This is a genomic window from Burkholderia sp. ABCPW 111 (genome assembly GCF_000773065.1).
GTDB classification, from domain to species: domain Bacteria; phylum Pseudomonadota; class Gammaproteobacteria; order Burkholderiales; family Burkholderiaceae; genus Burkholderia; species Burkholderia savannae.
Genome location: NZ_JPWT01000079.1, coordinates 1 through 13383, shown reverse-complemented (window position 1 = coordinate 13383; position 13383 = coordinate 1). Strand labels below are relative to the sequence as shown.

Sequence of the window (13383 nt, the reverse complement as noted above, 5' to 3'; positions counted from 1 at the left end):
ACCGCGACGTCGTAAAGCGGAAAGCGTTATCCGCGATGCGAGCCGGCTCGTTCGAGCCGGCCTGAAAGCGAAACGGCCCGCGGCGCTCGAGGCGCCGCGGGCCGCCGATCTCGCCGCCGAAGCGACTTGGCGTCACGCGCCTTCGGTGCGGCCGCTGCTCATTCCTCGGCCGGCCGCGTGTGCGTGTAGCGGCTCAGGATCGGGATCATCTGCGCGTAGATCTTCGGGTTCGCGGCAACGATCTCGCGCCGATGCAGGAAGTCCGAATCGCCCGTGTAGTTGCCGACGAGGCCGCCCGCCTCGGTGACGAGCAAGCTGCCTGCGGCGACGTCCCAGACGTTGATGCCCTGCTCGAAGAACCCGTCGAGGCGGCCCGCCGCGACGTTGGCGAGGTCGAGCGCGGCCGCGCCCGGGCGGCGTAGCCCGGTGCACGCTTGCGTCATCTCGGTGAAAAGGCGTGAATATGCGTCGAGGCCGTCTTTCTCGCGGAACGGGAAGCCTGTGCCGATCAGCGCGTCGGCGAGGCGGTCGCGTCGGCCGACGCGGATGCGCCGATCGTTCAGGAATGCACCGCGGCCGCGCGTCGCCGTGAAGAGGTCGTTGTGGTTCGGATCGTAGACCACGGCCTGCGTGACGACGCCCTTGTGCGCGAGCGCGATCGACACGCAGTAGTACGGAAAGCCGTGAATGAAGTTCGTCGTGCCGTCGAGCGGATCGATGATCCACTGGAATTCGGATTCGTTGCCCGATTCGCCGGATTCCTCGGCGAGGATCGCGTGATCGGGGTAGGCGGTCTTCAGTGTTTCGATGATCGAGTCTTCCGCCGCCTTGTCGACTTCCGTCACGAAATCGTTCTGCTGTTTCTTGCGGATCTCGATCAGGTCGAGGTCGAGCGATGCGCGATTGATGATCTGTCCGGCGCGGCGAGCCGCCTTGACAGCGATGTTGAGCATGGGATGCATGAGCCTGAATCCTGAAGCCGGCGGCGCAAGGCCGCCACGAGTGGTGATCGAACCAGCGAGACGCGCCCGGGCGCGCACGTGGCGGCAGGCGGGCGTTTCGCTGACGGAAGACGAATTGGCAAAGAGCGGGGGCGGGCCGAACAGTGCGGGCGCCGCGGACAAGGACGTAATTTTACCCGACTCGCGGCGGTTTTTTGTGAAACGATCGCGTGCACGGTTCGGCTGGCCATTCGGACGAGTGGGTTTGTCGGCGAGTTGGCGATACCATACCGGCATCCCGATCAGTCAAATGAAAGTCTTGGAATCTCAGCAGAAACCGTCCGCGCCGTCCGCCGGCGCGGCCACATCCCGTCCGGCGCGCGCCGCACGCGGCGGATTCACGTCGACGCGCTTCGTGCTCGTCGAGCCGAGTCACCCCGGCAACGTCGGCGCGGCGGCGCGCGCGCTGAAGACAATGGGTTTTTCGCGCCTCGTGCTCGTCGCGCCGCGCGTGCCGCACGTGCAGAGCGATCCGGAAGCGCTCGCGATGGCGAGCGGCGCCGACGACGTGCTCGCGTCCGCGCATGTCGTGCCGACGCTTGCCGATGCGCTGAACGGCGTGCAGTGGTCGATCGCGCTCACCGCGCGGTCGCGCGAATACGGGCCGCCGCGGCTCGCGCCCCGCGCGGCCGCCGCGAGTGCCCTCCGGCACGTGCATACCGGCGACATCGCGTTCGTGTTCGGCAACGAGCGCACGGGCCTGTCGAACGAGCAGGTCGAGCGCTGCAGCGCGCTCGCGCATATTCCGGCGAATCCCGCGTACAGCTCGCTCAATCTCGCGCAGGCGGTGCAGGTGCTCGCGTACGAGTTGCGCGTCGCGCTGCTCGAAGGCGACGCATCGGCCGCGCCGCGGGACGCCGCGCTCGGCACGCTCGCGCAGAGCGACGAGATCGAGCGAATGTTCGTGCATCTGGAAAATGCGCTGATCGCGCTCGACTTCCTCGATCCGCGCAATCCGAAGAAGCTGATGCCGCGGCTGCGGCGGCTCTTTGCGCGCACGGGGCTCGAACGCGAGGAGGTGAACATCGTCCGCGGGATCGCGAAGCACATCCTGCTGAAGTCGGGCGGCGCGCAAGCGGGTGCGGGCGCCTCGGGCGACGGCGAAGGCGAAGCGGGCGAGGCCGGCGACGCGGTCGACGCGGACGATTCCGGCATCGGCGCCGGGCGAGGCGAGTAGCGGCGTGCGCCGGTCTGCCGCCGGCGCGCTATATCCGTGATCGCGGCAGGGAGAACGCGGCGCCCGCTGCGCACTCGCGGCGGCCGATCTACAATCGTCCGAACATCATAAGCAAAGCTGTCAAAGCGATAACGGCTCCGCCCGGCGGCCGCGCGCCGGGTTTCCTCCTTCCATCGTCACCATCATGTTCACGAGACTTCGCGAAGACGTCGCCACGATCCGCGAGCGAGATCCCGCCGCCCGCAGCGCCTGGGAAACACTCACGTGCTATCCGGGGCTGCATGCGCTCGTGTTCCACAGGCTCGCGCACGCGTGCTGGCGCTCGGGCTGGCGCTGGCTCGGCCGGTTCGTGTCGCAGGTCGGCCGCTTCCTGACCGGCATCGAGATCCACCCGGGCGCGACGCTCGGCCGGCGCGTGTTCATCGATCATGGGATGGGCGTCGTGATCGGCGAAACGGCCGTCGTCGGCGACGACTGCACGATTTACCAGGGCGTGACGCTCGGCGGCACGTCGCTCACGCGCGGCGCGAAGCGTCACCCGACGCTCGAGCGCGGCGTGATCGTCGGAGCCGGCGCGAAGGTGCTGGGCGGCTTCACGGTTGGCGCGGGCGCGAAGATCGGCTCGAACGCGGTCGTCGTGAAACCGGTGCCGGCGGGCGGCACCGCGGTCGGCAACCCGGCGCGGGTCGTGATGCCGGCCGACGCGAAGCGCGCGCCCGAGCGCGCGGCGTTCTGCGCGTACGGGATCACGCCGAACGCCGACGATCCGATGTCGCTCGCGGTCCACGGCCTCATCGATCATGCGGCGAAGGAGGCGCAGCGCGTCGACGAAATCGTCGCCGCGCTCGAGCGGCTGGGCGCGCATCTGGATGCATTGCAGGGCGCGGACGGCGCGCGGCTCGATTTGCGCCGACTTTCCGCGGCGTTCGAGGGCGGGGCGCTCGACGGGAAGACGGCCGGGCGCTGAGTCGGGCGGGCGCAGGATGCGCCGCGCGCGGCATGCCTCGCATCGGATATCGCCGCGTGCGGTCCGTTTGCGATGCATCGTCATATTCGAGCCGACACCGAGCGGCATCGCGCGAAAGCTGATCAAAGCGACGCGAACCTGCCGTCGCGCGCGGCGCGAAGGTTCGCCGCATCGCTCGTCAGGAATCCAATGAGCGTGGAGCATGGGGGCGCGCCGGGTTCGCTCGGCGCGGCACGACCGAGTTCGCGGGGCAGCCGGAAGCCGCGCAGCCCGCTTGTCCGTCTCGAACGTGCCCGATGCTCAATCGAGCGGCAGCGCGCGTATCCCTTGTGCGTCGACGCACAGGTAGCCGCCGCGGTGCGGCGCGTGGTCGAGTTCCCAGTCGGGCAATACCCAGCGCACGCCGCCCGCCTCGACGTGCCGCGCCGGCTTGTGCGTGTGGCCGTGGATGATCGTGCGCGCGCCGCTGCGTTTGAATAGCGCGGCGATGCCCTTGCGCGTCACGTCATAGCGCGGCGATGCGGGGCGCATCCGGCCGGATTCGCTCGACGCGCGCATCCGCTCGGCGAGCGCGCGGCGCCACGCGAACGGCCACGCGAGAAAGAGCCGCTGCGCGAGGCCGTTGCGCGCGAAGCGGCGAAACCATTGATAGCCGCGGTCGGCCGTGCACTGCGCATCGCCGTGCGCGAGCGCGATGCGGTTGCCGAACGCGACGACGACGGACGGATCTGGAATGAAGAGCGCGCCCGCCGCTTTCATGAAACGCTTGCCGAGCAGGAAGTCGCGATTGCCGCGCATCACGTAAAGCGCGATGCCGCGCTCGGAGAACGTGCGCAGCAGCGCGGCCATTCGCGCGGCGAACGGATCGTGGTCGAGGACGTCGTCGCCGATCCAGTATTCGAACAAGTCGCCGAGGATGAATACCGAATCCGCGCTGTCGGCCGTCACGCGCACGAAGTGCTCGAACGCCGCGACCGTGCGCGGAATCGCTTCGCTCAAATGCAGATCGGAGACGAACAGGAACGGGCGAGCCGCGTGCGCGAGCCCGCGTTCGCCCGGCACGCCCGCAAAGACGCTTCGCGGCGGCGTTTCCTGCAACATTCCGGTGCCTCGTCGCGCCAGGTTCAGACCACGACGGCCTTCTCGATCACGACGTCGTCGTTCGGCACGTCCTGATGGAAGCCCTTGCTGCCCGTCTTGACGGCCTTGATCTTGTCGACGACGTCCTGGCCTTCGACGACCTTGCCGAACACCGCGTAGCCCCAGCCCTGCGGCGTCGGCGACGAGTGGTTCAGGAAGTCGTTGTCGTTCACGTTGATGAAGAACTGCGCGGTCGCCGAGTGCGGATCGTTCGTGCGCGCCATCGCGATCGTGTACGTGTCGTTCTTCAGGCCGTTGTTCGCTTCGTTCGCGATCGGCGCGTCGGTCGGCTTTTGCTTCAGGCCCGGCTCGAAGCCGCCGCCCTGGATCATGAAGCCGTTGATCACGCGGTGGAAGACCGTGCCGTCGTAGTGGCCCTTCTTCACGTAGTTGAGGAAGTTCTCGACCGTCTTCGGCGCCTTCGCCTCGTCGAGTTCGAGCTTGATGACGCCGTGGTTCGTATGCAGTTCGATCATGATGGTTCCTTCGGTGGATGGGGGTTAAACGGCGCGCGGCCGCTCGGGACGACGCGGCCGCGCGGAAGAGTCGGGCGGGCTTATTTCGAGACGATCGTCGCCGATTCGATCACGATCGGCTTTTCCGGCACGTCGCGCATCGGCCCGCGCACCGTCGTCGTCGTGGCTTCGATCTTCTTCACGACGTCCATGCCCGACACGACCTTGCCGAACACCGCGTAGCCGTTGCCGTCCGGGTTCGGATAGTCGAGGCCGGCGTTGTCGACGGTGTTGATGAAGAACTGCGCGGTCGCCGAGTTCGGATCGCTCGTGCGCGCCATCGCGATCGTGCCGGTCGCGTTCTTCAGGCCGTTCTGGCTCTCGAGCGGGATCGGCGCGCGGGTCGGCTTCTCGTCGAAGTTCGTCTTGTAGCCGCCGCCCTGGATCATGAAGCCCTTGATCACGCGATGGAAGATCGTGCCGTTGTACTGGCCCGCCTTCACGTAATCGAGGAAGTTGGCGACGGTCTTCGGCGCCTTCTCCGGGTACAGCTCGACGCGGATGTCGCCCTGCGTGGTCTTCAGCTGCACGACGGGGTGCGTCGCGGCCGATTGCGCGAACGCGGGGGCGGTCGCGAGGAGGGCGGCGCTGCCGAGCGCCAGCAACAGACGTTTCATAACGGTCCTCTGGGTGGGTGAAGGAAAGGCGCGGCGTCGCGGCGTTATTGCGACGGCGCGACGTAGGGCGGCATCGCGAGCGTGCCGCTCGGTCCGCCGAACTGGAACGTCGGGGAAAGCGGCAGGGTGGTCGTCGTCACGTTCGCGGCCGCCCGCGCCGAATAGTCGCGCGTGGCCGACGCCGGCGCGGCCGCCGATTTCGCCTTCGGCGGCGCGATGATCTTCTGCAGGTCCGACAGGCGCTGCGCGGTCGCGCCGCTCGTGCGGCCGAGCGATTGCGCGCGCTTGTACGATTCGGCCGCGAGGCGCAGGTAGAGATCGCCGAGGTTCTCGTAGGCGAGGCCGTAGTTCGGGTTCGCCTGCGTCGCGGTGACGAGCGCGCTGCGCGCTTCGTCGTAGCGGCCGTGTTTCGCGTAGAGCGCCGCCAGGTTGTTGTAGGGTTCCGGCAGCTCCGGGTAGGCCTGTGTCAGCTCGACGAACTGCTTGATCGCTTCGTCGTCGCGGTTCAGGCGCGCGAGTACCGCGCCGCGCTTGAACTGCGCCTGCACGTCGCGCGGGTTCGACGCGATGCGCGCGTCGAGCTGCGCGAGCGCCTGCGTCCAGTTCCGGCTCGCGATCGACGCGTCGATTTCCGGCGTGCCGTCGATGGGGGCGGGCGCTTTCTGCGCAAGGGCCGCCGCGCCCGGAAAGAGCGCGAGCGCGGCGCTCACGGCGGCGGTCGCAACAAGGGTCGCAGCGCTCGGCGCACGGCCGCGGGAAGGTTTCATAGGCTCAAATCGGAATGTTATACTCCGACCCATTCTAACAAAACGTCCGCGCGTTCCGGCGAGCCGCGGATAGTCTTTGCCTCTCGTGGCCGTCACCGCTTCACTTGCGGATCGATCGCCGCATGTCATCCGAGGAAGCGCACGGCACGCGGCCCAGCCAACAGAAGTCCTGTCGGGTGCCGCATGCACGGCGAGCATCGCCAGGCGGTTTCCTTCGGCTCACTTTCGTCTCTATGGAATCACTGCGCATCTACAACACGCTCGCGCGTGACAAGCAAGTTTTCGTGCCGCGGCAGCCCGGCGAAGTGCGGATGTACGTTTGCGGGATCACCGTTTACGACTACTGCCATATCGGTCATGCGCGGATGGTCGTCGTGTTCGACATCGTCCAGCGCTGGCTGCGTGCGATCGGCTATCGCGTGACGTACGTGCGCAACGTCACCGACATCGACGACAAGATCATCCGCCGCGCGGTCGAGAACGGCGAGACGATCAAGTCGCTCACGCGCCGCTTCACCGACGCGATGAACGCGGACTTCGACGCGCTCGGCGTCGAGCGCCCGGACATCGAGCCGCGCGCGACCGATTTCATTGCGCAGATGCTCGGCATGATCGAGAAGCTCGAGGCGAACGGCTACGCGTATCAAGCGAAGGACGGCGACGTCAATTATTCGGTGCGCAAGTTCGCGGACTACGGCAAGCTTTCCGGCAAGTCGCTCGAGGATCTGCGCGCGGGCGAGCGCGTCGCCGCGAACGACGCGAAGGAAGATCCGCTCGATTTCGTGTTGTGGAAGCGCGCGAAGCCGGAGGAGCCGGCGGGCGCGTCGTGGGAATCGAAATACGGCCTGGGCCGTCCGGGCTGGCACATCGAATGCTCGGCGATGGGTTGCACGCTGCTCGGAAATCATTTCGACATCCACGGCGGCGGTCAGGACTTGCAGTTTCCGCACCACGAGAACGAGATCGCGCAAAGCGAGGGTGCGACGGGACAAACTTTCGTCAATTATTGGATGCACAACGGTTTCGTGCAGGTCGATAGTGAGAAGATGTCGAAATCACTCGGCAACTTCTTCACGATCCGCGAGGTGCTCGAGAAGTACGATGCCGAGGTCGTGCGCTTCTTCATCGTTCGCACGCACTACCGTTCGCCGCTCAACTACAGCGACGTTCATCTCGACGACGCGCGCGCGTCGCTCACGCGTCTTTACACGGCGCTGAAGGACGCGACGCCGGATGCGGCGCCGCTCGACTGGAACGAGGCGCACGCGCAGCGTTTCGCGGCCGCGATGAACGACGATTTCAACACGGCCGTCGCGGTCGCCGTGCTGTTCGAGCTCGCGACCGAGGTGAACCGCACGCGCGATCCGGCGCTCACGCGCCAGCTCAAGCGGCTCGCGGGCCTGCTCGGCCTGCTCGGCCGCGAGCCGCGCGAGTTCCTGCAGCAGGCGTCGGGCACGGCGCGCGCGGGCGCGCTCGAGCCGGAAGAGATCGAAGCGAAGATCGCCGCGCGCGTCGCGGCGAAGCAGGCGAAGAACTATGCCGAAGCGGACCGGATTCGGGCGGAACTGCTCGAGGCCGGGGTCGCACTTGAAGACAAACCGGGCGGGTCGACCGAGTGGCGCCGCGTATGAGCGCGCATCGTCTGTCCCACTGATCGATTCGCCAGGTAGGAGGCTAGATGGCAACGGCCAGAAAAGCGCCGGCCAAGCGTGCGGCGACGCAGCCGCCGATTGCGGCCAAGCGGGCCGGCGCGCGTGCGCCGGCGGTGCACGAGGCGAGCGCGAAGCGCGCGGCGCCGAACGGCGCGGCCAATGGCGCCGCGCATAAGCCGAGCTTGCGCGCGGCGGCCACGAAGCCGGCGCGCGCGAAGGTCGACGGCGAGCGGGGCGCCGACGCGCTGCCGCGCGAGGCCGTCGTCGTCGCATCGGCGGAGCCGGCCGCGCGCAAGGCGCGCGTGTCCGAGGCGGCCGTGCCGGTGCAGCTCACCGACGCCGAGGCGGTCGCGCGTCCGCCATATTGGGACAAGGCGTGCGCCGATCTCGTCAAGCGCGACCGAATCCTGAAGAAGCTGATTCCGAAGTTCGGCCCGGCGCATCTCGTCAAGCGCGGCGATTCGTTCGTCACGCTCGCGCGCTCGGTCGTCGGGCAGCAGATCTCGGTCGCGGCCGCGCAGTCGGTCTGGGTCAAGATCGAAACCGCCTGCCCGAAGCTCGCGCCGCCGCAGATCATCAAGCTCGGCCAGGAAAAATTGATCGCGTGCGGCCTGTCGAAGCGCAAGTCGGAATATATTCTGGATCTGGCTCAGCACTTCGTGTCGGGCGCGCTTCACGTCGACAAATGGGCGACGATGGACGACGAGGACGTGATCGCGGAGCTCACGCAGATCCGCGGGATCGGCCGGTGGACGGCCGAGATGTTCCTGATCTTCAACCTGTCGCGGCCGGACGTGCTGCCGCTCGACGATCTGGGGCTCATTCGCGCGATCAGCGTCAATTACTTCAGCGGAGAGCCCGTCACGCGCAGCGAGGCGCGCGAGGTGGCGGCGAACTGGGAGCCGTGGCGGACGGTTGCCACCTGGTATATGTGGCGCAGTCTCGATCCGCTGACGGCCAATAGCTGAACGCGGCTATTGCTTTTCGCTAATCGATAGTTGCGACCCGGTCTTGCGCCAGGCGAGCGCGGTTAGAATACGCGCTGCCGCAAGACCCAAGGATTTCAAACACATGAAGACCACATTTCTGGATTTCGAGCAGCCGATCGCCGAGCTCGAGGCGAAGATCGAGGAACTGCGTTTCGTGCAGGACGATTCGGCTGTCGACATCTCGGAAGAGATCGAGCGGCTGTCGAAGAAGAGTCAGCAGCTCACGAAGGATCTGTATGCGAATCTGACGCCGTGGCAGGTGTCGCAGATCGCGCGCCATCCGCAGCGGCCGTACACGCTCGACTACGTGAGCGAGCTTTTCACCGATTTCCACGAACTGCACGGCGACCGCGCGTTCGCGGACGATCAGTCGATCGTCGGCGGCCTCGCCCGCTTCAACGGCCACGCGTGCATGGTGATCGGCCATCAGAAGGGCCGCGACACGAAGGAGCGCGCCGCGCGCAATTTCGGGATGCCGCGCCCGGAAGGCTATCGGAAGGCGGAGCGCCTGATGCGCCTCGCCGAAAAGTTCGGGCTGCCGATCTTCACGTTCGTCGACACGCCGGGCGCCTATCCGGGCATCGGCGCGGAAGAGCGCGGCCAATCGGAGGCGATCGGCCGCAATCTGTACGTGATGGCCGAGCTCAAGACGCCGATCATCGCGACGGTGATCGGCGAGGGCGGCTCGGGCGGCGCGCTCGCGATCGCGGTTGCCGACACGGTGATGATGCTGCAGTTCTCGACGTACTCGGTGATCTCGCCGGAAGGCTGCGCGTCGATCCTGTGGAAGAGCGCCGCGAAGGCGCCGGAAGCGGCCGAGGCGCTCGGCCTGACCGCGCATCGCCTGAAGGCGCTCGGCCTCATCGACAAGATCATCAACGAGCCGCTCGGCGGCGCGCACCGCGATCCGAAGGGCATGGCCGCGCTGCTGCGCCGCGCGCTCGCGGATTCGCTGCGCCAGTTCCAGGGCATGAGCATCGATGCGCTGCGCGAGCGCCGCTTCGAGCGCCTGATGGCCTACGGCAAGTTCAAGGAAACGACGCCGGGCGCGTGAGCGCCGGGCCGTCGACTCGCGAGGCGCGACGCGCCTTCCCGCTGTGATTCCCCCACAAGAGTTTTCCGCCGATCGCGTCGTGCTCGATGCGATCGGCGTCGCGCTGTCCGCGCTGCCGGGCGATGCGCGCATCGCGCTCGCGTATAGCGGCGGCCTCGATTCGACCGTGTTGCTGCACGCGGCCGTGCGGGCAGCGGGCGCCGGGCGTTGCATCGCGCTGCACGTCCACCACGGCCTGAGCGCGAACGCCGACGCGTGGCTCGCGCACTGCGCGGAAACGGCGAGCGCGCTCGGCGTGCAGTTCGACGCGGCGCGTGTCGACGTGTCGCGCGCGAGCGGGCAGGGCGTCGAAGCGAGCGCGCGCGATGCGCGCTATCGCGCGCTCGAGTCGATGTGCGCGCGCCACGGCGTGCACGCGCTGTGGCTCGCGCAGCATGCGGATGATCAGGCCGAGACGGTGCTGCTGCAATTGCTGCGCGGCGCGGGCATCGCGGGGCTTGCCGCAATGGCGCCGCAATACCGGCCGGCATCGGCCGACGTCGTGCGCGTGCGTCCGTTCCTGCACCTGCTGCGCGCGCAGCTCGAGCGCTATGCGCAACAGCATGCGCTGCGCTGGATCGACGACGAATCGAACACGAACACGCGCTACGCGCGCAATGCGCTGCGCGTCGACGTGCTTCCCGCGCTCGCGCCGCACTTCCCGGGCTTTCGCGACGCGCTCGGCCGCGCCGCGCAGCACGCGGCGGCCGCGCAGCGGCTGCTCGACGACCTCGCCGCGATCGATCTTCGCGCGCTCGCGCGCGAAGACGGCCGCGTGCTGTCGCGCGATGCGCTTGTCGCGCTCGACGACGAGCGCGGCGCGAATCTGCTGCGCTACTGGATGCGCTCGCTCGGGCTGCCGGGCGCGTCCGCCGCGCGTCTTGCCGAGATGATGAAGCAGCTGCGCGCGGCGCGCGATGCGCACGCGCTGCGCGTCGATCACGCCGGATGGCGCTTGCGCCTTTATCGCGACCACGTCCAATGGGAAGTCGGCGAGGGCGCGGAAGCGACGGACGTGCAAGCGGTCGGCGCTCATGTGCCTGACGACGATGCCGATGCGCGCGACGAAGCGGCCGCTGCCGCCGCGCCGCTGCCGGAATGCGCGCTTGCATGGCGGGGGCAGGAGGTCTGGCGCTTGCCCGCGTGGCGCGGCACGTTCGTGTTCAGCCCGGCCGCCGCGCACGAGCACGATGCGGTGCCGGAGGCGCTGCTCGCCGCGGCCGACTTGCATGCCCGCGCGCGCGCGGGCGGCGAGCGGATGCGCACCTGGCAGGGCGGGCCCGGGCGCACGCTGAAGAACCTGTTCCAGGAGCGGGGCGTGCCCGCATGGCAGCGCGACGTGCCGCTGCTGTACGTGGGCGACCGGCTGCTGTTCGTGCCGCGCGTCGGCGTGAACCGCGCGGCGCACGACGGCGTCGACACGCCGGGCGGCTGGCGGCGCATCGAATGGCGGCCGGACGTGCTGATCGCATAGCGCGGCGTATCCGGCGCGCGTCGCGGCAGCCGTGAATTCCGCGTCGCCGGAAAAAGGTTGCGACCCGGCCTGCCGATGTCCGCGCGGCTTGTCAAGCGGCCGTCGATCGGGTACGCTCAAGCGTTTGCTCGGCTCGATTTTCGAGCGTTTTGTGCAGGTTTTCCGCGTGACGTACCCGGTTTGCGCGGCCTGATCCGCCTTTTCCGGGCAAATCGCCACGCCCGTGTGCTGCGCCCCAGCCGTTCTCCCCGTCGTCCGTCCACAGCCACAAGCCGCGTGACCGAACGGCATCGCGGTCTGTCCAGTACGCCCGTGCGGCCCTTCTTCAGTTCTGAACGACAATGGCACTCATCGTACATAAATACGGCGGCACTTCGATGGGCTCGGTCGAGCGCATCAAGAACGTCGCGAAACGCGTCGCAAAATGGCATCAGGCCGGGCACCAGATGGTGGTCGTGCCGTCCGCGATGTCCGGCGAAACGAACCGCTTGCTCGGTCTCGCGAAAGAGATTTCGAGCCAGCCGAGCCCGCGCGAACTCGACGCGATCGCGTCGACGGGCGAACAAGTCAGCGTCGGCCTCTTGTCGATCGCGCTGCAAGAGATCGGCGTCGAAGCGGTGAGCTACGCCGGCTGGCAGGTGCCGATCAAGACCGACAGCGCGTACACGAAGGCGCGCATTCATTCGATCGACGACGAGCGCGTGCGCCGCGATCTCGACGCGGGCAAGGTCGTCATCATCACGGGTTTTCAGGGCGTCGATCCGGACGGCCACATCACGACGCTCGGCCGCGGCGGCTCGGACACGTCGGCGGTCGCGGTCGCGGCCGCGCTCGAGGCCGACGAATGCCTGATCTACACGGACGTCGACGGCGTGTACACGACCGATCCGCGCGTCGTCGAAGAGGCGCGCCGGCTCGATAGCGTGACCTTCGAGGAAATGCTGGAAATGGCGAGCCTCGGCTCGAAGGTGCTGCAGATCCGCTCCGTCGAATTCGCGGGCAAGTACCGCGTGAAGACGCGCGTGCTGTCGAGTCTCACCGATCCGCAAATTCCGCTCGACGAGGAGATGCGCTCGGGCACCCTGATCACTTTTGAAGAAGACGAGACCATGGAAAAGGCAGTCATTTCGGGCATTGCGTTCCAGCGCGACGAAGCGCGCATCGCGGTGATGGGTGTGCCCGACAAGCCGGGCATCGCGTATCAGATCCTCGGCCCGGTCGCCGATGCTAATATCGACGTCGACATGATCATCCAGAACCAGAGCGTCGAGGGGAAGACTGATTTCACGTTTACCGTCGGCCGCGGCGACTACCAGAAGGCGATGGACATCCTCACGAATCAGGTGAAGGGCCACGTGAACGCCGAGCAGGTGCTGGGCGATCCGAAGGTGTCGAAGGTGTCGGTGGTCGGCGTCGGGATGCGTTCGCACGTCGGCGTCGCGAGCACGATGTTCCGTACGCTGTCGGAAGAGGGCATCAACATCCAGATGATCTCGACGTCCGAAATCAAGATTTCGGTGCTGATCGACGAGAAATACATGGAGTTGGCGGTCCGCGCGCTGCACAAGGCATTCGAACTCGACCAGGCGTGATGAAATTTCCATGACGCACGAAAGAAAATGCGTCTTGGAAATTGACCTTGGCCCCGTAACCCTATAGAATCTTGGCTTCGTCGCGCTGCCTCCCTGGCGCGAGCGAAGGTTTGGGAGACGTGGCCGAGAGGTCGAAGGCACTCCCCTGCTAAGGGAGCATCTGGGCCAAAACCTGGATCGAGGGTTCGAATCCCTCCGTCTCCGCCAGAAATGGCGGAACAAGCCCCGCAAGTTCTCGGACTTGCGGGGCTTTTCTTTGGTTCATCGCAGGAAACCGTGGAGGGTTTTCGAGCGATTGCGTAATCTGACACCTGATTTTAAGGATGTCGGAGGAAGCAATTGCTCGATCGAAAGGCACTTCAGGCACTGGGCTGCTGGACAGGTTATCGGCTGGAACGT

Annotated in this window: 13 protein-coding genes and 1 tRNA gene; 8 read left to right on the top strand and 6 right to left on the bottom strand. The window is 67.2% G+C overall.

Annotated elements, in window-relative coordinates; genetic code table 11:
- Positions 1–158: 158 nt before the first annotated feature.
- Complete coding sequence (locus X946_RS18390) at positions 159–962, bottom strand: inositol monophosphatase family protein (protein ID WP_038750411.1); 804 nt, start codon at positions 960–962, stop codon at positions 159–161.
- 298 nt (positions 963–1260) lie between these two features.
- On the opposite strand from X946_RS18390, the gene X946_RS18385 reads away from it, so the two are divergent.
- Complete coding sequence (locus X946_RS18385) at positions 1261–2178, top strand: RNA methyltransferase (RefSeq protein WP_038750408.1); 918 nt, start codon at positions 1261–1263, stop codon at positions 2176–2178.
- Positions 2179–2362: 184 nt separating this feature from the next.
- The gene (gene cysE / locus X946_RS18380) at positions 2363–3145 is read left to right on the top strand and encodes a serine O-acetyltransferase (RefSeq protein ID WP_038750406.1); all 783 of its coding nucleotides are present in this window, start codon (positions 2363–2365) and stop codon (positions 3143–3145) included.
- Positions 3146–3445: 300 nt separating this feature from the next.
- On the opposite strand, the gene X946_RS18375 is transcribed toward cysE, so the two are convergent.
- The 4 genes from X946_RS18375 to X946_RS18360 all read right to left on the bottom strand — a co-directional run bounded on the left by X946_RS18375 (position 3446) and on the right by X946_RS18360 (position 6184).
- Positions 3446–4246: a UDP-2,3-diacylglucosamine diphosphatase gene (locus tag X946_RS18375; protein ID WP_038750403.1), complete on the bottom strand. Its 801-nt coding sequence runs from the start codon at positions 4244–4246 to the stop codon at positions 3446–3448.
- A gap of 23 nt (positions 4247–4269) precedes the next feature.
- Positions 4270–4761: a peptidylprolyl isomerase gene (locus tag X946_RS18370; protein ID WP_038750400.1), complete on the bottom strand. Its 492-nt coding sequence runs from the start codon at positions 4759–4761 to the stop codon at positions 4270–4272.
- A gap of 80 nt (positions 4762–4841) precedes the next feature.
- Entirely contained in the window at positions 4842–5417 is a 576-nt protein-coding gene (locus tag X946_RS18365) for a peptidylprolyl isomerase (protein ID WP_038750397.1), read from the bottom strand.
- Positions 5418–5461: 44 nt separating this feature from the next.
- The gene (locus X946_RS18360) at positions 5462–6184 is read right to left on the bottom strand and encodes a tetratricopeptide repeat protein (RefSeq protein ID WP_038750395.1); all 723 of its coding nucleotides are present in this window, start codon (positions 6182–6184) and stop codon (positions 5462–5464) included.
- 233 nt (positions 6185–6417) lie between these two features.
- Between X946_RS18360 and cysS the strand changes: the two genes are divergently transcribed.
- The 4 genes from cysS (at position 6418) to tilS (ending at position 11392) form a co-directional block, all read left to right on the top strand.
- Positions 6418–7815: a cysteine--tRNA ligase gene (gene cysS / locus X946_RS18355; RefSeq protein WP_038750392.1), complete on the top strand. Its 1398-nt coding sequence runs from the start codon at positions 6418–6420 to the stop codon at positions 7813–7815.
- Between the two features lie 47 nt (positions 7816–7862).
- The gene (locus X946_RS18350) at positions 7863–8804 is read left to right on the top strand and encodes a DNA-3-methyladenine glycosylase family protein (RefSeq protein ID WP_038750389.1); all 942 of its coding nucleotides are present in this window, start codon (positions 7863–7865) and stop codon (positions 8802–8804) included.
- 103 nt (positions 8805–8907) lie between these two features.
- Complete coding sequence (locus X946_RS18345) at positions 8908–9879, top strand: acetyl-CoA carboxylase carboxyltransferase subunit alpha (protein WP_038750386.1); 972 nt, start codon at positions 8908–8910, stop codon at positions 9877–9879.
- A gap of 43 nt (positions 9880–9922) precedes the next feature.
- Positions 9923–11392: a tRNA lysidine(34) synthetase TilS gene (tilS, locus tag X946_RS18340; RefSeq protein WP_038750383.1), complete on the top strand. Its 1470-nt coding sequence runs from the start codon at positions 9923–9925 to the stop codon at positions 11390–11392.
- A gap of 116 nt (positions 11393–11508) precedes the next feature.
- Here the strand turns inward: tilS and X946_RS31615 are convergent, their stop codons facing one another.
- Positions 11509–11751 carry a hypothetical protein gene (locus X946_RS31615; RefSeq protein WP_081989770.1) on the bottom strand — a complete coding sequence of 81 codons (243 nt, stop codon included), beginning with the start codon at positions 11749–11751 and terminating at the stop codon, positions 11509–11511.
- On the opposite strand from X946_RS31615, the gene X946_RS18335 reads away from it, so the two are divergent.
- Together X946_RS18335 and X946_RS18330 are read left to right on the top strand one after the other, a co-directional pair.
- Positions 11734–12984 (top strand): aspartate kinase, encoded by a 1251-nt coding sequence (locus X946_RS18335; RefSeq protein WP_038750380.1) that lies wholly within the window; start codon positions 11734–11736, stop codon positions 12982–12984. The two genes, X946_RS31615 and X946_RS18335, sit on opposite strands and share 18 nt — an antisense overlap.
- 113 nt (positions 12985–13097) lie before the next feature.
- Positions 13098–13191 (top strand) — tRNA-Ser (locus tag X946_RS18330).
- Positions 13192–13383: the final 192 nt, after the last annotated feature.